Source organism: Aminobacter anthyllidis (assembly GCF_018555685.1).
Classification (GTDB): domain Bacteria; phylum Pseudomonadota; class Alphaproteobacteria; order Rhizobiales; family Rhizobiaceae; genus Aminobacter; species Aminobacter anthyllidis.
The window spans coordinates 273,251-297,143 of sequence record NZ_JAFLWW010000004.1 but is presented as its reverse complement, the minus strand read 5'-3'; the positions used below and the strand labels follow the sequence as shown (position 1 = coordinate 297,143).

Genomic DNA, 23,893 nt, shown 5'->3' with positions numbered 1-23,893 from the left:
TCAAGCCTTCGCCTTACTTGGGGGCTGCGGCGTCGATGATCGCCTGCTCGGCCGCTGCGGCCTGTGCGAGCGAATCCTTCACCGACTGGCCTTCGAGCAGCACGCGGTTGGCCATGTCGATGGTGGTCTGGCGCTGGGCTGCCTCATCAACGAACATGGTGGTGCGGGCGTATTCGAGACCCTTGAGGAACGGACCGTAGATCGGGTCCGCAAGGTTGGCCTCGGTCATCGCAGCAGTACGACGTGCCGGCAGTTCGCCAACCGTCTTCAGCCAGACGTCCATGGCCTCGGGCGAGGAGATGTAGGCCAGGAACTTCTTCGAGGCCTCGAGCTTTTCGCCGCTTGTCGTGGCCGAGATGCCGTTGGCGAAGTAGCTGGCATAGTTCGAGCGGGTGCCGTCGTCATTGGCCGGCAGTTCGGTCACGCCCCATTCGAAGCCTTCGATCGACTTGAACGCGCCGAGGCGGAAGGTGCCGTCGATGGTCATTGCCGCCATGCCGGCACGGAATGCCGCCTGGCCTTCGTCCATGAAGCCGGCCTGGCCGATCTTCTTTTCGGTCTGCAGGTCGGTGTAGAACTTCAGGGCCTTTTCACCGGCCTCCGTGTTGTAGGCCACCTTGCGGTCGCCGTCGGTGTAGGGCTGGCCGCCGAACTGGCGGACCAACACTTCACGCCACCACTGGTGGTCCTGGCCGGCCATGTCGAGGGTCGAGCCAGCGACGATCAGGTTGCCGGCAGCATCGCGCTTGGTCGCCTTCTCGGCGGCCGCGACAAACTCGTCGAGCGTCTTGGGCGGGTTCGCCGGGTCGAGACCAGCTTCGGTGAACAGCTTCTTGTTGTAGAACAGTGCCAGCGAACGCACCGCAGTCGGCAGGCCGTAATAATCCTCGCCGCGCTTCATGGCGCTGACGATCGGGAAGAATTCGCTTTCGATCTTGTCGTGCGGGAACGCATCGGTCGGCAGTGGCTGCAGCAGGCCACCGGCAACGAACTTGTCGAGCCAGCCGTAAAACAGCTGCATCACGTCAGGGCCCTGCCCGCCCATCTTCGCGGCGATCACGCGCGTCTGGTAGTCGGCATAGGGGAAGGTCGTCTGCTTGACGGTGATGTCTGGATTGGCCTTCTCGAAATTCTCGATCAGCTGGTCCATCGCCTTGACGCGCGAGTCGAAGACATATTGCCAATATTCGATCTCGACGGCCTGGGCCGCGTTGAGTGCCAGCGTGCTGAAACCAGCAATCAGTCCGGCAAATAGGGTTGCTCTGCGCATGTAAACCTCCATCTGCGCCCGCCGGAAAATCCGGGCTTCGGGCGGTGATTATCCCCTTGGACCGTAGCCTCGCATGCAGACGAAGCCCGGGCCGTCTCGTGACTCCGATGCCGTCGGACGCGAGCGGATCACGCTCGACAAAAACATGCACCAGCAAAGCTGCGGATCCTCCCCGCACACTGCCTATACGCTTTCCTGCCGGACGCCTTTTGTCAATAAGATAATTTACTTGAATTAATCTGTTGCGGGGTTCGGGCCTTCCGCGTTATCAATTTTGCAACTGAAGTCAGGATGCGCGAAATGGCGTTTCAGCCGGGCAGCACACATCAGGTCACTTTGGGTAACAACCCCGAGCGCAGCCGCGACCATAACCGTCGCGTGGTGCTCGACGTCGTGCGCCGCAACGGCGCCTTGGGGCGCATGCATATCGCCCGGCTAACGCATCTGACCGCGCAGGCCATCGCCAACATCGTCGACGAGCTGGTCAGCGAAAACCTGTTGATGGAGACCGGGCGCCTACGCTCCGGTCGCGGCCAGCCGCCGATCCAGTTCGCCGTCAACCCTGATGGCGCCATGACGATGGGCATCGAGATGGCCTCCGACCACATGGTGGCGACAGTGCTCGACCTGTCGGGTCAGCCGCGCTCCAGGCGGATCATGCCGGTCAGCGACACCAGCCCGAGCCAGGTCATCGCCCATCTGCGCGCCGAGCTGGACACGGTCAGGTCGACGTTCAAGTCACGGCTGCTCGGGATCGGCGTGGTCATGCCCGGCCCGTTCGAGATCGAGGGCATGACCTCGGTCGGCCCGACGACGCTGCCGGGCTGGGCCAATATCGATGCGGCGAGCCTGCTCAGCGAGGCGTGCGGCGAGCCGGTGACGGTGGAAAACGACGCCAATGCCGCGGCCGTCGGCGAACGCTTCTTCGGCGCTGGCCACGCCATCTCCAGTTTCTGCATGGTCTATTTCGGTGCCGGCCTCGGCCTTGGCATGATCCAGGACGGTGCGCCGTTCCGCGGCGCCTTCGGCAATGCCGGCGAAATCGGCCATGTCGTCGTCGTCCCGCGCGGCCGGGCCTGCCCATGCGGCCAGCACGGATGCCTTGAGCGCTACGCCTCGGTCCATGCGCTGCGCGAAAAGCTTTGCGACGCCGGCATCCCCGACTGCGATTTCGCCGACTTCGCCGACCTCCATGCCAAGCGCCATCCGGTGCTTTTGGAGTGGATGGACGAGACCGCGACCTATCTCGCGCCAATGATCGCGATGATCGAAAACATCCTTGATCCCGAGACGGTGATCCTTGGCGGCATGTTGCCCGATGCGATCATCGACGAGCTGATCGAACGGATGGGACCGTTGCCGATCTCGGTCGCCAGCCGGAGGACCCGCGCCCTGCCCCGCGTCATGCGCGGCCAGACCGGGCAATACACAGCGGCACTCGGTGCCGCCGCACTGCCGCTGTTTGAGGTGGTCACGCCCAAGCTCGGAACAGCCGCCACCTCGCATACCGAATAGCAGACTGAAATACCGGAGACCTGAATGCCGAGCGCTCGCGAACGTATTGAACGACAAAAGGCCAGCCCGTCGCTGCTCAGGCTTCACCGTGCCCTCAGCCGTCTCAAGTCCACCGTCACCATGATGAACACCGGCGCGCATCCTGACGACGAGCAGAGCGGCCTGCTTGCCTGGTTCCGTTTGGGCCTTGGCATGCGCGTCATCGTTGCCTGCTCGACACGCGGCGAAGGCGGCCAGAACTCGCTCGGGCCTGAGCGTCTGGGTGTGCTCGGCATGATGCGCACGCGCGAGATGGAAGAGGCCGCGCGCGAGCTCGATGCCGACGTCGTCTGGCTCGGCCATGGTCCCGACGACGAAGTGCATGATTTCGGCTTCTCCAAGGACGGCGACCAGACCTTTACCCGCTGGGGCGAAATGCGAACTGTCGAGCGGCTGGTGCGCGCCTATCGCAGCGAACGGCCTGACATCGTCATTCCGACCTTCCTCGACGTTCCCGGCCAGCATGGCCATCACCGCGCCATGACCCGCGCCGCCGAAAAGGCGATCAAGCTTGCAGCAGACCCGGAAGCGTTCCCTGAGCATTTCAAGGAAGGCATGAGCCCTTGGCAGGTGGCGAAATACTACCTGCCGGCATGGTCCGGTGGCGGCGATACCTATGACGACGAAGTTCCGCCGCCCGATGCCACGGTTGTCGTGGACGCACCCGGCCGCGAACCGGCGACAGGCGCGGAATATGACCGCATCGGCGAATGGTCGCGCTACTATCACGCCTCGCAAGGCATGGGTCATTGGCCGAGCATACCAAAATCACGCTGGCCACTGCACCTGCTGCTGGCCGCCAACGGCACCAAGGCCGAGGCGTCGGTGCTCGACGCCCTGCCGGCAACGCTCGCCGATCTCGCCGCATCACAAGACCTCTCCTCTGAAGCTGCACAGGCACTGAACGCCGTTGGTTTGGCCGTCGACAAGGCAATCGCAGCCTTCCCACACGCCGATGCGATCATTGCAACGCTTGCCGAAGCGGCCACCCAGCTCGACGCTGCCCGCAACAATGCCTCGCCCGCTTTCCTCGAACTCCATCGCCATCGCCTCGACCGCAAGGCACGCGAGATCGACGCCGCCTTGATCGAGGCCGCAGGCATCTTCGACCGTGCGACGCTGTCGCCGTCGACGGTTTCGCCGGGGGAAACGGCTGATCTCGTTGTCGACCTGTCCCCTGCCAGCGAGAGCCGCTCGGTGGAGATCGAAGCGGTCCTGCCCAATGCCCTCACGGCCAAGGCGGAGACCGTCACTGGACGCCGGCGCAGCCTGAAGGTAGCAGCCGCGGACGACGCTGCATTCACCAAGCTCTATCCGCCGTCATGGTCCGCGCTCGGCGGCAATGGCGATGCCCATGTCGTCATCTCGGCCAAGTTCGGCGATCACACCGCCCGCGCCACCTTCGACCTCGGGGAGCCATTTGCCGTGTTGCCGGCAAGCTCTGTCGTGATGGAGCCCGAAGCGCTGATCGTACCGCTTGAGGGCACCAGGCGCGAATGGCCGATCAAACCTGTCGTCGCCGGCAAGGACGCGGCCGTCTCGCTTAACATGGACGGCGGCTGGTCGCTGGCCCATGCGGAAGGCGGCCAGGTCATCCGCGCGCCCGAAGCACGCGTCGCCGGGCTTGCTACAATCACCCCGCTGGTCGGCGGCAGGCCTGCATTGCGGCTGACCCCGATTGCCTATCCGCATATCGGCCGCGTTACCCACCGCCAGCCGGAAGCGCTGCGCGTGCTCACGCTTGACCTCAAGCTGCCGCAAGGCGCTGTTGTCGGTTATGTCGGAGCAGGTGCCGACCGCGTCGGCCTGTGGCTGTCGCGCATGGGGCTCGACGTCACCGAACTCGACGCCAAGGCGCTGGCCGGCGACCTCAGCCGATACACCACCATCGTCGTCGGCATCTTTGCCTTCGGCATTCGCAAGGATTTGGCCGCCGCTACCGAGAAGCTGCACCGCTTCGTCGAAAATGGCGGCCACCTTGTCACCCTTTACCACCGCCCGACCGACGGTTGGGATCCACTAGCGACGCCGCCGAGGAAACTCGAGATTGGCTCGCCGTCTTTACGCTGGCGCGTAACGGATCCGACCGCCGAGGTTACGGTGCTGGTGCCGGACCACGTCCTGCTCAAAGGGCCGAACATCATCGGCCCGCAGGACTGGTCCGGCTGGAACAAGGAGCGCGGGCTCTATTTTGCCGCGCGCTGGGACGAGGCCTATCAGCCTCTGCTGGCCATGCACGACGCCAACGAGCAGCCACTGATGGGCGCGCTGGTCTCGGCTGCGATCGGCAAAGGCCGTCATACCCACACGAGCCTCGTCCTGCATCACCAGATGGACAAGCTTGTGCCGGGAGCATTCCGCCTGATGGCAAATCTTGTCCAGCCAGCCTGACAGCACGGTGACGCCCGAGGCGGGGGACGAGCGTCACAAGGCCAATCGCGAGGGCGTGGTCTGGGTGCTCGCCGACATGCTGCTGGTCTCCGGCGGCATGACGGCGCTCGTCAAGGCGCAAGGGCTGATCTATCCGGCGTTCCAGCTCGTCTTCATCCGGGCGATGATCGGCCTGCTGTTCATCCTGCCGCTGATCTGGCGCCATCGTCACCACATCCGCCACACCAAGCATCCCTGGCAGAACATCTCGCGCATCAGCTGCAACGCGATTGCGCTGACCAGCCAGTTCATGGCCTACACGCTGCTGCCGCTGGCGGTGGTCAATGCGCTGAGCTTTTCCAGGCCGCTCGTCACCATGGCCATGGCCGTCGCCTTTCTCGGCGAGACGGTGTCGCGGCTGCGCTGGGTGGGTGCTGCCTTTGCCTTTGCCGGCGTGCTCGTCATGCTGGCGCCCGGCGGTGTCGAATGGAACCTCGGCCTGCTCGCCGTGTTCGCCACGGTCGTCTTCGGCTCGCTCGCCATCATCCAGACGCGCATGCTGCGCGATGAAAACACCACCGTGATGATGGTGTTCTACACCGTCGGCCTCGCGGTCATCACCGCTGTTCCCGCCATCTTCGTCTGGCAGCCGGTCAAGATGTTCGACTGGGTGCCCCTGCTCGGCATCGGGCTTCTGGCGCAGGCCGGGCAATACTGCTTCCTGCGTGCCTATCGCCTCGCCGACGCCAGCGTGCTCGCCCCCATCGGCTATCTCTCGATCGTCGTGACGACGGCTGCCGGCTATGCCTTCTTCGACGAAGTGCCCGACCAGCGCATCGTCATCGGCGCGGTCGTTGTCCTCGCCGCGTTGCAGACCACTGCCTATCTCGAACGCCGCGCCAACAGGAAATAACGGCAGACCTGACTGTTTGGCTTGGTGATCACCATAAGCCGGCGATCACCAAGCTTCCCAAATCACCGGTCTTTGCCCCCAAGCGGAGGCGTAGCCGAGATCGGACGAAATCAGCTGGTGACGCCCATCACCTTGCCGAGATAGGCGACATATTCGCCGAATTTCGGCATTGCGCGCGTTGCTGCGGCGTTGCGCGGTCGCGGCAAGTCGATAACCACTTCCTCGATGATCTTGCCGGGCCGGTCGGCCATGACCAGCACCCGGTCCGACAAAAACACCGCCTCGGCGATGCTGTGGGTGATCAGCATCACGGTCTTGCGATGCTCCTGCCAGATGCGCAGCAGCTCGACATTGAGCTTGTCGCGGGTCAGCGCATCGAGTGCGCCGAAGGGCTCGTCCATCAGCAGGATCGGCGGATCGAGCACCAGCGCCTGGCCGATCGAGGCGCGCTGACGCATGCCACCCGACAGCTGGTGCGGATGGGCATCGGCGAACTTGGTCAACGACATTACTTCGAGGATCTTGTCGACGGCGCTGTCGCGCGCGGCAGCCGGCATGTTGCGGATGCGCGCGCCGAGCTCGACATTACCGCGCACGGTCAGCCACGGCAGCATGTTGTTGGTCTGGAACACGACGCCAATGTCTGGCCGCGGCGTCAGCACCTTCTCGCCCTTGATGGTGGCGATGCCGGACTCGTAGGGGATCAGGCCGGCGACGATGCGCAAGAGCGTGCTCTTGCCGCAGCCGCTCGGCCCGAGGACCGAAACGAACTCCTGGTTCCTGATGCCGAAGTTGATGTCTTCGAGCGCCTTGACCTTGCCGAAAGCCTTGTTCAGACCCTTGGCTTCGATGTGGATGGCAGCAGCGTCAGCGACCGGCCGTTCCTGGCCCGGATGGGGCTCGTGTTTCATGGCCGTCGCCGACATGTTTTCCTCCCGAAATGCAACGTTCATACCTGGATACCCCGCCACCAGACGGACTTGGCCGCGAATTCGATCAGGGCATAGAGCACCAGCGAGATCAGCGTAATGACGATGATGCAGCCGAACACCAGATCGGTGCGCGACGACGCCGTGCCCAGCATGATCAGGTTGCCGAGGCCGCGATCCGAGCCGACCAGTTCGCCGATGATCGCGCCAATCATGGCAAGCGGCATGGCAACGCGGCAGCCGTCGATGAAGCTCGGCAGCGCGCTTGGCAGCCGCAGCGTGGTGAAGGTCCGCCATGGCCCTGCATTCAGCGCGCGGAAGTGCTCCTCGAGGTTCTTCGACGTACCGGCGAAACCGCCGAGTGTCGCCACGACGATCGGGAAGAAGGCGAACAGGAACGCCATCGCCACCTTGGAGATGAAGCCGTAGCCGAACCAGACGATCATCAGCGGCGCAAGCGCGCTCTTGGGCGTCGTCTGCAAGGCAGTGACCAGCGGATAAATGGTGCGCTGGGCGAAGGGCGAGACGTAGACGATCATGCCGAGCAGAACGCCGACGATGACGGCGGCGGTGAAGCCGATCAGCACCTCGCCGAGCGTGTACATCGAATGCTCGAAAATTTGGTCCTTGGATTCCCAGACCGCGACGGCGATCGACGAGATGGGGGGCAGAATGTAGCTTTTTACTTCGAAGTAACGGACGCCATACTCCCAGAAGAGCAGAAACGCACCGAAAAACGAAATGACTTGGACATAGGCGGCAAGTCGTGAACTAACGCCTGACATAGAGGCCTCCGAAGAGCAATTGTTGGCATCCGTGGTGAATGGGCGCCGGCTGGTGGCCGACGCCCCTGCAGGTCATTTGCCCTGCTTGTCCTTCACCACCTGATGGGGTGGCGGCACGACGAAGCGCTTGAAGTGCCACTGGTCGAACGCATCGATGTTGCGTTCCCACACCTGCGGCGTATGCGGGCTGTCCTCTGTCACCTGGATCATGTCGCAATAGATCTCGCAGTTATTGCCGTCGGGATCCTTGAACACGAGGAAGCAGTTGGCTCCCGGCCCATGCTTGCCGATGCCGCGGACAATCTCCACACCGCGCTGCTGCAGCATCTCGGCCGCAGCTTCCATGTCTTCCAGGCTGTCGACCAGATAGGAGAAATGTTCGAGACCGGGCCGCGAATATTTCGGCAGATCGTCGCGATCGGGCGAGTCCTCCGGTATCTGCGACAAAGCGAGATCGTGGTGGTCGCTTCCCGCACGCAGGAACACCATCTTGTCCTCGATCCAGTCCGAAACCTCCAGTCCAACGACGCTTGTGTAGAACTCGACGGACTTCTTGATGTCGCGGACCATCAGGACCATGTGGCCCAGCTTCCTGACATTGATCTTCTTCTTCATGTGCCTCATCCAGGGCTGAGCCAGCCTTAGCGACTGATGTTGCGATACAGGTCGTCGGTCTTGATGGTGTCGTCGAGAACGAAGGCGTCACGCACGAAGCCCATCGTCTTTTCCATGCGGTCGGCACGGACAAAACCCAGGTCCTTGTTTTCCGCCTGCGCGTCTCGGACCAGCGTGTTGATCTGCTTGATTTGCTCAAGCACCACGCTCGTCTTCAACGTCGGATACTGCTTGACGATCAGGTCGGCTGCTTCCTCGGGGTGCTGCGCAATATATTCGTAGCCGCGATAAGACGCATCGAGGAACTTATCCACGACCTCGGGCTTCTCGGCCAGCATCGCCTCGGTGGTGACGAAGCCGCTGCCATACATGTCGAGGCCGAAGTCGCGATACTTGATCATGCCGATCTTCTTGCCCGTCTCCTTGGCGTTTTCGGTCAGGATCGGCAGGCTGGCGCCTTCCCAGCACTCGGCGAGGTCGACCTGTCCTTCGAGGAAGGCCGAAGTGATGACAGCCGGATTCATACGCAGAAGCTTGAGGTGTTCTTTCGGCAAGCCGTTCTGTTCGAGCCAGGTCGGAACGATGTTCTGTACCGGCGAGGTGGCGCCGCCACCGACCGACTTGCCGCTGAAATCGGCGAGCTTCGGTTCGGCTGCGCCTTCTTTCTGGAGGTAGCACAAGGCGCCCGGCCAGACGGTGTTGATCGAGCCGACGAACACGGCCTTGCCACCATTGGCGCGGTTGAGAATGACGCTGACCGGGTCACCGTAACCGATGTCGAACAGGCCCTGGTCGATCTCGTTGACGGTTCGCTGGCCGCCATAGCCCTGGTAGACAGTCACGTCGAGACCGGCCTCGTCGTAAAAGCCCTTGGCCTTGGCCACGAGAACGCCTCCCACGCTCCCTTGTGGCAGCCACGACATATTGAACGAAATGCTTTCCGCAGCCGATGCGGCTGTCGCCATCGAGGCGAGAACGCCTGCCAGCGCAAAACCACGCAGCGTCTTTCCAAAATCGAATGCCATACTGTCCTCCTCAGTGTTGGTCGTTGTTGGTATATTAGGTAGTTCTTATGTGATCTGACTACCCCGGATCGGGTTGGTGATGGCGCCGACCTTTTCGACCGCCGCCGTGACGACATCGCCACAGTTCAGGAACTCGCCGGTCCCCATGCCGACACCGTCGGGCGTGCCGGTGGCGATCAGGTCGCCCGGCCTCAGCGTCAGGATCGACGACAGATAGGAAATCTGTTCGGCGACGGAAAAGATCATCGACCCGGTGCTGTCGTCTTGCTTGCGTGTGCCGTTGACGTCGAGCGTCAGGCGCAGGTTTTGCGGGTCGCCAACGCAATCGGCCGGCACAAGCCATGGCCCGAGCGGCGCGAAGGTGTCGAAGCTCTTGCCGCGGAACCAGTCGAACTTGAAAGGAAAGTCGCTGCGGCGCGTCAGATCGCGCGAGGTGATGTCATTGATCACCGTGTAGGCAGCGACATGGTCCAGTGCCTTTTCGACCGGGATGTCACGGCCGCCGATGCCGATGACCGCCGCCAGCTCGACCTCCCAATCGACCTTTTCGGCGCGCTGTGGCAGGATGATCGCCTCGTCAGGGCCAATGATCGAAGAGTCCGCCTTCATGAAGACATATGGCTGGCTCTCGGCCTTTGACGCCAGCACCGTTCCCATCTCCTGTGCGTGCTCAACATAGTTGGACGCGGTAGCGAAAATCCGCACCGGGCGATAGGGCGCGCAGAGCTTCGTCCCCGTGCCAAGCGGCTCATATTTGGGGCCGGCCTCGACGACATTGGCGGCAAGCCCAGCCAAAGCCGGCTCGACATCGGTCCATCGATCCAGCATCGCGCCGACACCGCCGGCAATCCACTTCTCCCAGAGGGCTGCGTTCTTCCCCGCAAGGCGAGCAATCAGCTCAAGATCATAGACGCCCTGCTCCGTTACCAATACGGGCCGAACCTCGTCCCTGATCACTCGTTGTCCTAGCGCATGCCAAACCACCGGCTGCTCCTTTCATGCTGTTCGTCATCTTCTTGCATACATTTTCGTATCTGTGTATTCATGTCAAGCATAAGGTGCACACGAGGCGCGAGATTTCCAACAATGTCTGCGATCGAGCTTTTTCACGAATGGGGATCGATCCAGTCGTTCAAAGTCCGCATGTGCCTTGCCGAACTCGGCCTCCCCTGGACCTCGCACCGTGTCGACCTCTCCAGGTTCGAAAACCTCGACGCCGCCTATCTCGCGCTGAACCCCAAGGGGCTGGTGCCGGCGTTGCGCTGGAACGGGAACGTCTTCGACGAATCGTCCGACATCAACGAACTGCTCGACGACATCGCCAGCGGAGCGCTGCTGCCGGCCACCCTGGAAGAACGCGCACGCGCGCGAAGCTGGACGCGTTACGAGGACGAGGTTGTGCACCCGGCCGTCCGGCCGCCGACGTTCAATCTCATTCTCAAGGCGCGCGTGATCAGGCTAGACCGTGGCGATTTCGTTGAACTGATGGCCCGCCATCCCCTTCCCGCAAGACGGGACGCCTATCTGGCCGCAGCCAACGCGCCTTTCGATCGCGCCGCAGTGCTCGCCTCGGTCCGGACTTTCCGCACGGTGCTGGAGAGGATGGAGACGGCACTCACCTCCACCACCTGGCTGGCGTCGGACAACTTCTCACTCGCCGACGTAGCGATGGCGGCATTCGTCGACAGGCTCGACAGGCTGGCGATGGAAGGGCTGCTCACGCCGTTCCCCCTCGCCGCCAAATGGGCCACGCGCATCCGCATGCGATCTGCTTTCGCAATCGCCCAGGGCCCGGACAAAACACGCCCCGATCCGCTCGTCGACATCGGCCTCGTTGCCGGATTGCTCGCCGAGGCGCTCGGCCACAACACCACGACAGAAATGGAACCGCTTTGATGGACCACGCTATGCAGATCGATGTGCTGGACAACGGACAAGCCATGCTCGACCGGCTGTTCTTCGACGCCCGCAGCCAGAATGGCTGGCTCGACCGGCCGGTCGACCTCGCCTTGCTCGAACGCATCCACGACATCGCCAGGATGGGCCCGACGAGCATGAATTGTTCGCCGCTACGCATTGTCTACCTGACGACGGCGGTGGCACGCGAACGGCTGAAGCCGGCGCTCGCCCCGGGCAACGTTTCCAAGATCGTGACCTGCCCGGTGGTCGCCATCTTCGCCACCGACTACGCCTTCGCTGAAAAGATGCCGTACCTGTTCCCACACACCGACGGCAAAGGCCATTTCGAGCGCAACCCGCACATCGTCGACGACACCGCATTCCGCAATGCGACGCTGCAGGCGGCCTACTACATGCTGGCGGCGCGCGGGCTTGGCCTGGACTGCGGCCCGATCTCCGGCTTCAACCGCGCCACCACCGACGAGATCTTCTTCGCCGGAACCGCCCTCAAGGCGAACTTCATATGCGGCATCGGCCATGGCGACCCGGCCAAGCTGTTCCCTCGCCACCCGCGCCTGCCATTTGCCGAGGCATGCACCGTGCTCTGATGCCTGACTGAATGAAAAATGCCCCCGGCTAAGCCGGGGGGCTAGGCTATGGATGCAACAACTCGCTGGCTGGAAAAGTCCTGAAGTAAATCAGTCCGGCCGGCGGGCGACGACCTTGAGTTCGATCACCATGTCAGGATGCGGAAGCTGGCTGACGCCGACGGTGGTGCGGGCCGGACCGTCTGGCCCAAACCACTTGTTGTACTCGCCATTCATCGCCGGGTAGTAGGCCATGTCGGTGACAAAGATTGACGTCGACGAGATCGGCCAGCGTGCCACCCACCGATTGCAACGACTCCGTGATGTTGGCGATGATCGCCCTCAGTTGCGCGGCGACGTCGTAGTTTGCTTCGCCGGATTGCCTGATGACACCAGCGATCGTGCCGTCCTTCTGCCGGGCGCTGACGCCCGACAGGAACAGCAGCCCGCCGGCCTCGCGCAGGGACGGATAGTTGGCGAGCGGCTTCGGCCTTTCAGCGGCAGCAGCGCTCACGCCGCCTTCTCCAGCGCCCAGGGCTCGAAACCAAGTTCGTCGACGGCCGCCAGGAAATTCTGCTCGGCTGCCTCGTCGAGTTCAACAAGCGGGGCGCGTACCGTCCGCCATTCGGCCGCACCAAGTTCGCGGGCGATCAGCGACTTCATCGCCTGGATCATCGGGAACTTTTGGAACAGCGTGCGCACTCTCACGGCGTCGGCGAAAGCCTTCTCCGTTTCAAGTTCCGACGCGTTTGCGACGGCCCCGACCATGCCCCTGGCATTGACATTGGCCGTCGCAGAAATGCAGCCCACCGATCCCTTGGCGATCGTCTCGCCGAGCAGAATCTCCGAAGCCGGGAAAACCTTGAAGCCGTCGCCGACCTCGAGGTAGCGGGCAAGGTTTTCGCGATCGCCGGAGCTATCCTTGATGCCCACGACATTCGGAAAGCGACGGCGCAGGCCGCCGATCAGCTCGACGGTGATCGGCACACCGGTGAATTGCGGGATGTGATAGAGCACCACCGACAGCTTGTCGGAACCGACGGCCTCGATCAGGTGGCCATAGTGACGGATCAGCCCTTCGGTCGATGCCGGCTTGAAGAAGAAGGGCGGTAGCACCAGCACTGCAGGCGCACCGGCGTCGACAGCAGCGCGGCTAAGTTCGACCGTTTCCTCGAGCGAGTTGGCGCCCGTGCCAGGCATCAGCGCCGAGCCGGGGATGCCTGAAGCAACGACCTCGTCGAGCAGGCGACGCTTTTCCACCAGCGACAGCGAGGCTGCCTCACTATTGGTGCCGAAGACCGCAAGGCCTGCGCCCTGCTCAACGACCCAGCGGCAATGGCGCAGGAACCGCTGCGAATTGACGGAAAGATCCGCATTGAACGGTGTCAGCACGGGGGCGTAGACGGAGAGAAGCTCCTGATGCATGGATCTCACTTTCGCTTTTGACAGGACAGTCCGCAGGGAAAGAGACCGCATTCGTCGATGGCGAAGCGCATGATCTCATGCCCCAGTTCCTCTTCGTGCGTATCGAAATGCGCGACGATGGATGTGTGGTTGTGGCGGCTCATCTGGACGAAGCGCGGCGCCTTGCCGGTGCGCATCGCATGCCGCTGGACGAATTCAGCGCCATAGGCGTCGATGTAGCGGTTCTCGAACTCGGCTACGGCGACGAGCACCGGAAGCCTGGTTGACCCCCCATGGATGACCGGCGACACCGCCTCATAGGCCGCTTCATCGTCGCCGAAATACTGACGAACATTGTTGGCGTTGGGGTTGTCGGGCAGGCTGTCGGCCCTGAGCCGGGCGCTGATCAGCACCGCTCCTTTGACGTCCTTGGATGGCAACCGCCCGACATTGGGATCATAGAGATAGCTGGCGACATGGCAGCCGCCGGCCGAATGGCCAATCAGCAGGATCGAACGCGGAGCGCCACCAAAACGCTCAATGTTGGCGGCGATCCAGTCGATCGCGGCCGCAACGTCGCGCGCGCCCTCCGGGTACTGCGCGCCAGGCGCCAGCCGATACTCGACATTGACGCCAACCAGGCCCTGGCGGCTGAACCAGCGCAGCACGTTGTCGTAGATGAGACCGTCGCTGCTCTTCGAGCCGCGCGTGAACGCGCCGCCATGAACGAAGACAACAACGGGCCTGCCCCGGCCCGAGGCGCAACGGCTGCTGCTTTCGAAGACGTCGAGGCGATGGGCCGGATCAGCGCCATAGGCGATGTCGCGATGGACGACGATGCTGTCGCTCGCGGCCTTCTCCTTGTGGTGCAGGCGGTAGACGTCGAGCACCACCTGCCGGCTCGCACCGAGGTCGTCGTTCCAGACCTTGCCGACGGCATCCAGCCGCGCCCGGTCGGCGGCGGAAAGTCCCGCAAAACGCATCGCTGCTGCCTCAAATCTGTTTTGGGAGGACCAGCGGGCCAATCGCCCCGCCGTCCTCAATGGGTGCTGGATAACACCCGGAATCACACTTGACAACAGATTTGCATACACAGATTACTATTTGCATACACAGACTGGTTTATGTTTGTGTTGCGGGGCGTTTTGCGTTCCGCCATCAACGACGAAAGGAAACCAAATGGCAAAGTTGCGCCATCTCGCGATTGCCGTCTCCGATCCGGAAGCGGCGGCACAGTTCTTTGAAAAGGCTTTCGGCATGACCCGCGCCGGCCAGGCGATGCGCGGCGTCTACATGACCGACGGCATCATGAATGTTGCCCTGTTGAACTTCGGCGAAGAGCCGGTTCCGGGCTTCGAAACCGAGAAGGACTACAACGGCCTCATCCATTTCGGCATGTGGGTCGATTCGGTCGAAGAGACCGATGCGCTGGTACAGGCTGCCGGCGGCTCGTACATGACCGGGCGCAAGGAGGCCAACCCGAACGTGTTCTACGAGGTCAAGTATAAGACGCCCGAAGGCATCGTCTTCGACGTCACCGAAAATGGCTGGAAGGGCGCGGTCAAGAACGTCAATCCTGCCTGATCAGGCTCGACCATGCGGCGGGAACACTAGCACCCGGCGCCGGACCTGAACTGCACCGCCAATCTTGGGAGGCGGTGAGCATAAAACGACTGGAGCATGTGAGATGGCGCAACCAAAGATCGCGGTCACGATATCGGTGTCCGACAATTGCCTGTCGCGCCTGTCCAGCTCGTACGACGTGATCACGCTGCCCAATGGACTGGGCGGCGGATCACCCGACATTGCCCTCGACGACATCTGGGCCGTCGTCACCAATGGCAGCACCGGCCTGTCCGACGCCGAGATGGCGCGGCTGCCGAAGTTGAAGCTCGCCTGCGCCTACGGTGCCGGCTACGAGAATGTCGACATCGAAGCCGCGAAACGACGCGGCGTGCATGTCACCCACGCACCCAACACCAATATGGAAACGGTTGCCGACCATGCCATGGCGCTGATGCTTGCGGTGGCGCGCGACATCTGCGTGCGCGACCGGGCCCTGCGCCAGGGCGCCTGGGGAGCGATACGCTCCGCCCGCCCGACCCTGTCACGTGCAAGGCTTGGCATCATCGGCCTCGGCAATATCGGCAAGGCCATCGCCAAGCGCGGCGAGGCATTCGGCATGAGCATCGCCTACACCACCCGCAACAAGGTGGCCGAGGTGCCGTGGCAGCACCATGCCGACGCGGTCTCGCTCGCCCGAGACAGCGATTTCCTCATCGTCGCTTGCCCAGGTGGCCCCGCCACTCGCCATCTGGTCGGCAAGGCCGTACTCGACGCGCTTGGCCCGGAGGGCTTTGCCATCAACGTTTCGCGCGGCATGGTCGTCGACACCGAAGCTCTGGTGGTGGCACTCAAGCAAAACACCATCGCCGGTGCCGGCCTCGACGTGTTTGAGGGCGAACCGAACCTGCCCGAGGGGCTGCGCGACCTGGACAATGTCGTGCTGACCCCGCATATGGCAGGACGTTCGCCGACATCCGAAGAAGCGCAGATCGACGTGCTGCTGCACAACCTTCGGGCGTGCCACGAAGGCCGACCGCTGACGGCTCAACTTGCATAAATCCAAGGCTGTCACTAAATCGGTTTGGGTTTGCCGTGGGGGCAGCTCGCTATTTGTCGTGAAGACTGGAAAGCTGCGCGCATGACGACGATCGCCTCTCAGATCTATCACGCCCTGGCGGAAGAGATCGCCAAGGGCGTCATGGCTCCCGGGCAGAAGCTCGAGGAAAAGGTCATCGCTGAAAAGTTCGGCGTGTCGCGCACCCCGGTCCGCGAAGCCCTGCGCGAGCTTGGCGCCCGTGGCCTGATCGAGATGAACCCGCGGCGCGGCGGCGTCGTCGCCCGCATCGACGTCGAGCAGATGGCGGACATGCTGGAGGCGGAGTGCGAGATCGAGGCGTCATGCGCCCGGCTGGCGGCCCAGCGCATGACCGCAATGGAGCGTGAGCAGCTCTACGAACTGCACCGGCAATACACCGAATGCGTCGGCAACCAGGATCTCGACGGCTGCCGCGAGATCAATCGTAAGTTCCACGACGCCATCTGCCGTGGCGCCCACAATGTCACCATCGCCACCATGGCGGTTGAGTTGCGCGTGCGCCTCGCACCTTTCCGCCAGCATCAGGCCGGCCCCGCCGATGTCCGGCTGCAGCAGTCGCTGGACGAACACCAGAAGATCGTTGACGCCATCCGCGCCAATGACGCAGCCGGGGCCTATGCCGCGCTCTCCGAACACAATGCCCGCCTCAGCGCCGGCGTGATGCGCCGTTTCGTGGCTGCCGCAAGCCAGTAGACCGAATCCGCCATTCCGTCCGACATGTCTGGCTGGGCCGGCTGATCGCTGGCCGGGTCAATTTTGTGCGACCTAGACAGGCTTGCAGAGCTGTCGCAGGGCCACGCTCGGTCAGGCCAGCGCTACTCACCTTTACGCCTGTCAGCTACCCCGCGGATCACAGCGACAGCCCCGCCCTGCGACTTGTCAAAATGTGCACATTCCATCATTTGCATTCTTGCTATCATCTGTGCATACACTATTGTGGTATTGCATACTGGTATCGATACCTGACGTCGCCGGCGCGTATAAACGCCCCAGCGAAATTCACGACCCGAATTCTGGAGGAGAAATCATGGGCAAGAATGCACGGTATATGACATTGGCACTGGCGCTGGCGGCGACGAGTGCGCTGGCTACCCCCACACTGGCGGACTCACAAAAGACTATCGGCGTCACGGTCCCCTATTTTGCCTCACCGTTCTGGAAGGCCGGGCTTTATGGCGTCGAGACCGCCAGCAAGGAACGCGGCTACACCATCATCAAGGGCGACGCCAAGGACAAGGCTGAGCTGCAGATCGAACAGATCCGCAGCTTCATCGACAAGAAGGTGGCCGCCATCATCATCGGCGCGGCAGACGCAGCGGCCGTCGGCCCGGCAGTTGAAGAAGCCATCGACAAGGGCATCCCGGTGATCGCGCTTTCGGTTCCGCCGAAATCCGACCGCCTGACCTCCTTCGTCGGTGCCGACAACATCGGCATGGGCCGTCTGCAGGGCATCTGCCTCGGTCGCGCGATCGGCGGCAAGGGAGAGGTCGGCCTGTTTGCCGGCCCTGACGAGATCTGGGCCAAGCTGCGCGTCACCGGTTTCAAGAACACCATGGAAGCCGACTTTCCCGACATCAAGATAGTCGCCGAAAAGGCTGGCGGGACCAAGGACGCGGGCGTGGCGGCGGCCGAATGGGCCAAGGCCTATCCTGGCATGCACGGCATGTTCACGGCCGCCGACACCATGGCCGTCGAGTCGCTCAAGACCTTGGATGCCGCCGGTGCGGCAGGAAAGTTCAAGGTCTCGACGTCCAATCTCAACGACGATGCCCGTGCGGCCTTGCAGAACGGCACGCTGACCTGCGCCTCGCTGCAGCCGGCCGTCTCGATGGGTCGTGACTCCGTGCGCGAAGCCGTCGCTGCCATCGAAGGCGGCAAGGTGCTCGGTCGCATCGAGGCACCGGCACTGCTGGTGACAAAGGAAAAGGTCGCCACCTACGACTTCTCCAAGATCATCGCGCCGGCCGACTACCAGCCGTAGTCGCCACTCAGGCGTCGCTTCAAGACGACGCCTTTGGCCAACTTTGTCGAGGGGGAATCCAGGCACGCCCGGGTTCCCCTCATCTTTCACGCGTGAGAAAAGTGCACTCCCTATGCTGATGCTTGCCATTGCCCTTCTCGTCTCCGGCGCGATTGCCGGTATCCTCGCCGGCCTGTTCGGCATCGGCGGTGGCGCCATCCTGGTACCTGTCCTGGTGCAGGCGCTCGCGGTAATGGACGTCGACGAGAGCATTCGCATGCATCTTGCGGTCGCGACCTCGCTCGGCATCGTCGTGCCGACCTCGATCCGCTCCTTCATGGCTCACCGCAAGCACGGCGCGGTCGACATGTCGCTGCTGAAAAGCTGGGCCTTCGTCCTGCCGGTCGGCGCGGTTCTCGCCTCGGCCGTCGCGGCTGTCATTTCGGGCGCGAGCCTCAAATGGATATTCACCGTCATCGCCACCGTCGTCGGCATCAAGATGCTGCTCAACCGGCCGGGCTGGATCGTCGCCTCCGACCTGCCGGGTCAGCCAGCGCGTTCAGCCTACGGCCTGCTGATCGGCTTCTTCTCGACCCTGATGGGCATCGGCGGCGGCATCATGAACAACACCTTCATGATGTTGCATAATCAGCCGATCAAGCGCGCGGTGGCAACCTCGTCGGGCGTCGGCGTGCTGATCTCGATCCCTGCCGTGATCGGCCTGGTGATTGCCGGCTGGCAGCGGCCTGAGCTGCCGCCGCTGTCTTTTGGATACGTCAACCTGATGGCCGTGGCGCTCATCATGCCGATCTCGATCTTGACCGCGCCAGTCGGTGCGAAGATCGCCCACGCCGCACCCAAGCGCGCACTCGAGATCTCGTTCGGCATCTTCTTGCTGCTCGTGGCTACCCAGTTTGCCTGGTCGTTGCTTGACTGAGGCTCCACCACCGGGACTTCAGCCCCAGGCGGCACCGTCGAGCGCATTGAGCGGGAACTTGAGATAGCGCTGGCCGTTGGCTTCGGGCTCGGGAAGCCTGCCACCATTGATGTTGATCTGCAGCGCATGCAGGATCAGCTTGGGCATCGGCAAGGTGCTGTCGCGTTCATTGCGAAACGCCACGAAGTCTTCCTGCCGCTCATAACGCGTCAGGTGGATGTTCTGGCTTTTCTGGGCGGCGACGGTGCTCTCCCAGAGCGGTGCGCGGCCGCCAGGCTGGTAATCATGGCCGACGAAAATGCGGGTGTCGGCAGGCAGCGCCATGATATCCTGGATCGTCGACCACAACGCATTGGCACTGCCACCGGGGAAATCCGTGCGCGCCGTGCCACTGTCCGGCATGAAGACGGTGTCGTGGACAAAGGCAGAATCGCCGACGACATAGGTGACGGATGCCAGCGTATGGCCGGGCGAGAACATCACGCCCGTCCTGATGTCGCCGATCTCGAAGGTGTCGCCCTTGTCAAAAAGGCGGTCCCATTGCGAGCCGTCGGTGCGGAGTTCAGGCCAGTTGTAGATGCTGGCCCACAGTTTCTGCACGTCGACGATGCGCGCCCCGATCGCCGTCGGCGCACCGGTCTTCGCCTTCAGATAGGACGCTGCCGAGAAGTGGTCGGCGTGCGGATGTGTGTCGAGGATCCACTGGATCTCCAGATCATGCTCGCGGACATGGTCCAGCAGCTTGTCGGCGTTCACGGTTGCGGTAGCACCCGATTTCTCGTCGAAGTCGAGGACCGGATCGATGATCGCGCACTTTCGGGTTCGCGGGTCGGAAACGACATACTGCACCGACCAGGTGCGTGGATCGAAAAAGGCCGCGACATCGGGTCTTGCCATCTCTCAAGCCTCCGCCATTTCGGCAGCGCGCGGATAGAAGATCGCACGGCTGGCATCGAAGTCGTAGCGCTCCTGATACTGCACCGCGTCTGAAGCCAGCTTCAGGACTGCATCGAGGATGAACTGCACTTTCTCTTCCGGCAACAGCACACTGAAATTGAGCCTGACAAAGCCCGGCTTGCTGATCTCGTCGCCGGCGAGGATCGCCTCGCGCATGCGCTGCGATTCCGCCTCGCCGATCGACAGCAGGCGATGGACATAGGGGCCTGCGCAAGCGCAGCCGCCGCGCGCCTGGATGCCGAAGCGGTCGCTGAGCATTCGGGTGACCAGTTGCTGGTGGACATAACCGCCCTTGCCGTTCTTCACGCGGAACGAAAAGATCGGCAGCCTTTGCGGTAACAAGGCACCGAGCAGCTCGATGTTCTCGGCGCCGTTCCAGGCCGACATGGCGCGGCTCGTCAGCTCGGCGTTGCGAGCCTGCATTGCGTCCGCGCCGAGTGCTTCCTTGACCAGGAAGGCAAGAGCAGCACGAATATCGCCGACCACATTGGGCGTGCCCGCCTCTTCCCGCGCTTCCAGGCTGGCGCTGTAGTCGTGGCCGGAGGGCGAGACGAACTTGACGGTGCCACCGCCGGGCCATGAAGGCTTGTCAGTCGTGACCGCGTCGCGGCGGACGATCAGCACGCCCGAAGCGCCGGGCCCGCCGAGGAACTTGTGCGGCGAGATCACCACGGCATCTATGTCGGCACCGGCTGCGGGTGACATTGCAATCGGCATGTAGGGTCCGGCACCGGCATAGTCCCAGACCATCTTCGCGCCCGTCGCCTTGACCTGCCTGGTAACGGCAGCGACGTCGGTGATGATGCCGGTGACGTTGGAGGCAGCCGAAAACGCGCAAACGGTGAGGTCGGCCTCCCATTGCAGAACTTCGTCCAGTGCGGCGAGATCAGGCCCACCGGCAGCGCATTCGGCGATCTCGATCACCTCCGCCCCGCTTTCGCGCCAGGGCAGGATGTTGGAATGATGCTCATAGGGTCCGATGATGACACGGACCTGCTTGCCGGCGGCAACGGCATCGCTGACGCCCAGGAGCTTCACCAGCCGGTTGATACCGGCTGTCGCGCCCGACCCGGCGAAGATGACCGCATGCGCGGCGCTCGCGCCGCAGCATTCGGCGATCGCCGCACGCGCCTCGCGGCGCAGGCGGGTCATCATGCCGCCGCAGTAGGAAGCTTCGGTGTGGCTGTTGGCGTAGTAGGGCAAGACCTCTTCGAGGACGAAGCGCTCGATCTGCATCAGCGCGCGACCGGAAGCGACATAGTCGGCATAGACCATGGCTTTTGGCCCGAACGGCCCGTCGACCTTGGCGTCCTTGCCGACGAGACCGCTTCTCAGCTCGGCGACCACGTCGCGGACGGCGAGGCATTGCTTGAACTTGTCCAGCAAGCCGGTGCCGCCAGGCTTTTCGCAGCGCTCGGTCTTCATCGAATCTCTCCCGCAACCAACAGGTGGCGATTCTAATCGGATGCGGCAGGTGAAACCTTATCATTTTCGCGCGACTTTGGCGCAGACTTGGGTCATATGATCGGGGCAATGGAAAAAATCGACGAAATCGACCACAAGATTCTTGCGTGCCTGCAAAAGGACGGCGCGATCTCGCAGCGCGATCTGGCCGAGCGTGTCGGGCTTTCGCAAAACGCCTGCTGGCGCCGCCTGCAGCGACTCAACGCCACCGGCTTGATCCGCGGCACCCATGCCGACATCGACCTTGCGGCACTCGGCTACGACCTGACGGTGTTCGTAATGATCCGCACCCGCCACCACTCCAAGGAATGGGCGGACAATTTTCGCAAGCATGTCGAACGCATGCCCGAAGTGACCGACTTCTACCGTATCGGCGGCGACTGGGACTATCTGATCAAGGTAGTGACCAGGGGCATGTCCGGCTACGACGCCTTCTACCAGAAGCTGATCACCAACTTCGACCTGGCGACGGTGACCGGTTTCTTTTCCATGGAAGCGATCATCGAGAACCGCGCCGCGGATCTGGCCCGCCTGCGGTAAGCCGCCTCATGCCAGCACGTCGAGCATGGTCTAGCAGCCGCCGGAACCAAAGGCGACTTGCTCGACGTCTCAGTCGCCGTGGGCGCGCGTTTCCTCGAGGAAGACAATCAGAGCGCGGCCGGCGCCAAGAATGTGGTCGCGGGTGAGTTCGGCGGCCCTGTCGGCGTCGCCGCCGATGCAGGCGTCAAGGATGCCCTGGTGTTCGCGCCAGGCGCGGTTCATGCCGTCGGTCAACGTCAGTTGCGCGCGCAAATAGCGGTCGATGCGGTCGAGCGAGACGCGTACTATCTGCAGGTAATAGGGCCGCCGCGCCGCCTCGTAGAGGCTGTAGTGGAAGTTGCGGTTGATCTCGCCCCATTTGGCCGAATTGGGCTCGCCGCCGAACTCCTCGCAATGACGTCGGGCGATGTCGAGCGTCCTCGCGTTCATCTTGGGCACGGCAAGCCGGATGACTTCCGCCTCTACCAAAGCGCGGAACTCGAAGATTTCCTCGATCTCTTCGATCGACAGGCCGGCGACCACAGCGCCCTTGTAGCGCTCGGTGGTGATCAGGCCGTTCTGCTCGAGCCGCGACAGCGCCTCGCGCACCGGGATACGGCTGGTGTTGAACATCGAAGCGATCTGGTCTTGCCTCAGATTTTCGCCTTCGGCGAGTTCGCCTTCGATGATCGCCTTTCGCAGCGACTCATAGACGATATCGGCCGCCGACGCGGCCTGCCTGATATCGACGGTTTCCAGTTTCATGAAGGTCAACCTTGCGGGATTTCGGCGAACGGCCAGCCTCAGGTGATAGGTGCATTGCGCGCGAGGGGCAACATGCCAGCTTTCTCTTCCCATACAATCAAATATTTCAGATTGTATATTGGATCCGACTTTTCTATGGATGCCAAGCTTGCATTGCGGCCCGAGGAGAGTCGGAATGCTTGCCAAGGACGAACCCCGGCAAAGGTCTTGGCGCGGGTATGGCGAGTCGCGAGGAGGCGAAGGATGCGCACAAGCAAGGTGATCCACATCGTTTCGTGCCACGCCGAGGGCGAGGTCGGCGACGTCATCGTCGGCGGCGTCGCGCCGCCGCCCGGCAAGACTCTGTGGGAGCAGCGCCGCTTCATCGCTGAAGACAAGGCCCTGCGCGACTTCGTGCTCAACGAGCCGCGCGGCGGGGTGTTCCGCCACATCAACCTCCTGGTGCCGCCGAAGGACCCGCGCGCGGCGATGGGCTTCATCATCATGGAACCGGAAGACACGCCGCCAATGTCGGGTTCCAACTCGATCTGCGTTTCGACCGTGCTGCTGGATAGCGGCATCGTGCCGATGCAGGAGCCCGAGACGCGCTTTGTACTTGAAGCGCCCGGCGGCCTGGTCGATGTCGTGGCAACCTGCCGCAATGGCAAGGCCGAGCGGATCGCGGTGACCAATGTCCCGTCCTTTGCCGACAAGCTGGATGCAAAACTGGAAGTCGAGGGCCTGGCTACGCTGACGGTCGACACCGCCTATGGCGGCGACAGCTTCGTAATCGCCGATGCGCGCGCGTTGGGGTTTTCCGTCACGCCGGACGAGGCGCGCGAGCTTGCCGAAACCGGCATCAGGATCACCCGCGCCGCCAATGAACAGCTCGGCTTCTCGCATCCCGAGAACTCCGAATGGGATCATATCTCCTTTTGCCAGCTGACCCTTCCGGTCGAGGAAAGGGACGGCATCCTGCATGGCCGCAACACGGTGGTGATCCAGCCGGCCAAGCTCGACCGCTCGCCGACCGGCACCGGATGTTCGGCGCGCATGGCGGTGCTCCATGCGCGTGGGCTGATGAAGGTTGGCCAGCGCTTCAGCGGCCATTCGATCATCGATTCGACCTTTGACTGCCGTATCCTTGGCGAAACCACTGTCGCGGGACGGCCGGCAATCATTCCGGAAATCTCCGGGCGGGCGTGGATCACCGGCACGCACCAGGTGATGCTCGACCCCGACGATCCCTGGCCGGCGGGCTACAGGCTCGCCGACACCTGGCCGCGCAAGCAGTAGCGG

The 23,893-nt window shown here is 62.9% G+C and carries 24 protein-coding genes; 12 read left to right on the top strand and 12 right to left on the bottom strand.

Translation table 11 applies throughout. The features are described from left to right. Positions 1-13 precede the first annotated feature (13 nt). A complete protein-coding gene (locus J1C56_RS15270) occupies positions 14-1,282 on the bottom strand; it encodes an extracellular solute-binding protein (RefSeq protein ID WP_214390922.1) in 1,269 nt (422 codons plus the stop codon). A gap of 288 nt (positions 1,283-1,570) precedes the next feature. Between J1C56_RS15270 and J1C56_RS15265 the strand changes: the two genes are divergently transcribed. Genes J1C56_RS15265 through J1C56_RS15255 form a run of 3 tightly spaced genes read left to right on the top strand, consistent with a single transcriptional unit; the run spans position 1,571 to position 6,107 of the window. Further along, complete coding sequence (locus J1C56_RS15265; protein WP_420797396.1) at positions 1,571-2,785, top strand: ROK family protein; 1,215 nt, start codon at positions 1,571-1,573, stop codon at positions 2,783-2,785. Positions 2,786-2,809: 24 nt separating this feature from the next. Then, the gene (locus J1C56_RS15260; protein ID WP_214390920.1) at positions 2,810-5,215 is read left to right on the top strand and encodes a PIG-L family deacetylase; all 2,406 of its coding nucleotides are present in this window, start codon (positions 2,810-2,812) and stop codon (positions 5,213-5,215) included. Between the two features lie 7 nt (positions 5,216-5,222). Beyond that, positions 5,223-6,107, top strand: coding sequence for a DMT family transporter (locus tag J1C56_RS15255; protein ID WP_338001461.1), 885 nt, complete (start codon positions 5,223-5,225; stop codon positions 6,105-6,107). 110 nt (positions 6,108-6,217) lie between these two features. Here the strand turns inward: J1C56_RS15255 and J1C56_RS15250 are convergent, their stop codons facing one another. From J1C56_RS15250 to J1C56_RS15230, 5 genes are all read right to left on the bottom strand, one after another. After that, the gene (locus J1C56_RS15250) at positions 6,218-7,018 is read right to left on the bottom strand and encodes an ABC transporter ATP-binding protein (protein WP_214390918.1); all 801 of its coding nucleotides are present in this window, start codon (positions 7,016-7,018) and stop codon (positions 6,218-6,220) included. Between the two features lie 38 nt (positions 7,019-7,056). After that, entirely contained in the window at positions 7,057-7,821 is a 765-nt protein-coding gene (locus J1C56_RS15245; protein WP_214390916.1) for an ABC transporter permease, read from the bottom strand. Between the two features lie 72 nt (positions 7,822-7,893). Beyond that, on the bottom strand, positions 7,894-8,436 hold the full coding sequence (locus tag J1C56_RS15240; RefSeq protein WP_214390914.1) for a VOC family protein: 543 nt from the start codon (positions 8,434-8,436) through the stop codon (positions 7,894-7,896). Between the two features lie 26 nt (positions 8,437-8,462). Beyond that, the gene (locus tag J1C56_RS15235) at positions 8,463-9,461 is read right to left on the bottom strand and encodes an ABC transporter substrate-binding protein (protein ID WP_214390912.1); all 999 of its coding nucleotides are present in this window, start codon (positions 9,459-9,461) and stop codon (positions 8,463-8,465) included. Between the two features lie 45 nt (positions 9,462-9,506). Continuing rightward, entirely contained in the window at positions 9,507-10,418 is a 912-nt protein-coding gene (locus J1C56_RS15230) for a fumarylacetoacetate hydrolase family protein (protein ID WP_338001446.1), read from the bottom strand. A gap of 129 nt (positions 10,419-10,547) precedes the next feature. Between J1C56_RS15230 and J1C56_RS15225 the strand changes: the two genes are divergently transcribed. Together J1C56_RS15225 and J1C56_RS15220 are read left to right on the top strand one after the other, a co-directional pair. Further along, positions 10,548-11,357 (top strand): glutathione S-transferase family protein, encoded by an 810-nt coding sequence (locus J1C56_RS15225; protein WP_214390908.1) that lies wholly within the window; start codon positions 10,548-10,550, stop codon positions 11,355-11,357. Then, positions 11,357-11,968, top strand: coding sequence for a malonic semialdehyde reductase (locus J1C56_RS15220; protein WP_246591404.1), 612 nt, complete (start codon positions 11,357-11,359; stop codon positions 11,966-11,968). The genes J1C56_RS15225 and J1C56_RS15220 overlap by 1 nt, the downstream gene beginning before the upstream one ends. 90 nt (positions 11,969-12,058) lie before the next feature. On the opposite strand, the gene J1C56_RS33645 is transcribed toward J1C56_RS15220, so the two are convergent. From J1C56_RS33645 to J1C56_RS15205, 3 genes are all read right to left on the bottom strand, one after another. After that, positions 12,059-12,184, bottom strand: coding sequence for a RidA family protein (locus J1C56_RS33645; protein ID WP_420797404.1), 126 nt, complete (start codon positions 12,182-12,184; stop codon positions 12,059-12,061). Between the two features lie 273 nt (positions 12,185-12,457). Then, positions 12,458-13,372 carry a dihydrodipicolinate synthase family protein gene (locus J1C56_RS15210; RefSeq protein WP_214390904.1) on the bottom strand — a complete coding sequence of 305 codons (915 nt, stop codon included), beginning with the start codon at positions 13,370-13,372 and terminating at the stop codon, positions 12,458-12,460. Positions 13,373-13,377: 5 nt separating this feature from the next. Then, on the bottom strand, positions 13,378-14,334 hold the full coding sequence (locus tag J1C56_RS15205) for an alpha/beta hydrolase (RefSeq protein ID WP_214390902.1): 957 nt from the start codon (positions 14,332-14,334) through the stop codon (positions 13,378-13,380). A gap of 196 nt (positions 14,335-14,530) precedes the next feature. On the opposite strand from J1C56_RS15205, the gene J1C56_RS15200 reads away from it, so the two are divergent. The 5 genes from J1C56_RS15200 (at position 14,531) to J1C56_RS15180 (ending at position 18,910) form a co-directional block, all read left to right on the top strand. Beyond that, positions 14,531-14,935, top strand: coding sequence for a VOC family protein (locus J1C56_RS15200; RefSeq protein WP_214390900.1), 405 nt, complete (start codon positions 14,531-14,533; stop codon positions 14,933-14,935). 103 nt (positions 14,936-15,038) lie between these two features. Beyond that, positions 15,039-15,974, top strand: a complete 936-nt coding sequence (locus J1C56_RS15195; RefSeq protein ID WP_214390899.1) for a 2-hydroxyacid dehydrogenase — start codon at positions 15,039-15,041, stop codon at positions 15,972-15,974. An 81-nt stretch (positions 15,975-16,055) separates the two neighbouring features. After that, positions 16,056-16,706 carry a GntR family transcriptional regulator gene (locus J1C56_RS15190; protein ID WP_214390897.1) on the top strand — a complete coding sequence of 217 codons (651 nt, stop codon included), beginning with the start codon at positions 16,056-16,058 and terminating at the stop codon, positions 16,704-16,706. A 334-nt stretch (positions 16,707-17,040) separates the two neighbouring features. Continuing rightward, positions 17,041-17,994, top strand: coding sequence for a sugar ABC transporter substrate-binding protein (locus J1C56_RS15185; protein ID WP_214390895.1), 954 nt, complete (start codon positions 17,041-17,043; stop codon positions 17,992-17,994). A gap of 112 nt (positions 17,995-18,106) precedes the next feature. Further along, a complete protein-coding gene (locus J1C56_RS15180; protein ID WP_214390893.1) occupies positions 18,107-18,910 on the top strand; it encodes a sulfite exporter TauE/SafE family protein in 804 nt (267 codons plus the stop codon). Between the two features lie 18 nt (positions 18,911-18,928). On the opposite strand, the gene J1C56_RS15175 is transcribed toward J1C56_RS15180, so the two are convergent. Together J1C56_RS15175 and J1C56_RS15170 are read right to left on the bottom strand one after the other, a co-directional pair. After that, positions 18,929-19,807, bottom strand: a complete 879-nt coding sequence (locus J1C56_RS15175) for an MBL fold metallo-hydrolase (protein ID WP_214390891.1) — start codon at positions 19,805-19,807, stop codon at positions 18,929-18,931. 3 nt (positions 19,808-19,810) lie between these two features. Beyond that, positions 19,811-21,292 (bottom strand): aminotransferase class V-fold PLP-dependent enzyme, encoded by a 1,482-nt coding sequence (locus tag J1C56_RS15170; protein ID WP_214390889.1) that lies wholly within the window; start codon positions 21,290-21,292, stop codon positions 19,811-19,813. Between the two features lie 108 nt (positions 21,293-21,400). On the opposite strand from J1C56_RS15170, the gene J1C56_RS15165 reads away from it, so the two are divergent. Further along, positions 21,401-21,871 carry an Lrp/AsnC family transcriptional regulator gene (locus J1C56_RS15165; protein ID WP_420797395.1) on the top strand — a complete coding sequence of 157 codons (471 nt, stop codon included), beginning with the start codon at positions 21,401-21,403 and terminating at the stop codon, positions 21,869-21,871. Positions 21,872-21,940: 69 nt separating this feature from the next. On the opposite strand, the gene J1C56_RS15160 is transcribed toward J1C56_RS15165, so the two are convergent. Further along, positions 21,941-22,615 carry a GntR family transcriptional regulator gene (locus J1C56_RS15160; RefSeq protein ID WP_214390885.1) on the bottom strand — a complete coding sequence of 225 codons (675 nt, stop codon included), beginning with the start codon at positions 22,613-22,615 and terminating at the stop codon, positions 21,941-21,943. Positions 22,616-22,858: 243 nt separating this feature from the next. Here J1C56_RS15160 and J1C56_RS15155 point away from each other — a divergent pair, with 243 nt between their 5' ends. Continuing rightward, the gene (locus J1C56_RS15155) at positions 22,859-23,890 is read left to right on the top strand and encodes a trans-3-hydroxy-L-proline dehydratase (RefSeq protein WP_214390883.1); all 1,032 of its coding nucleotides are present in this window, start codon (positions 22,859-22,861) and stop codon (positions 23,888-23,890) included. Positions 23,891-23,893: the final 3 nt, after the last annotated feature.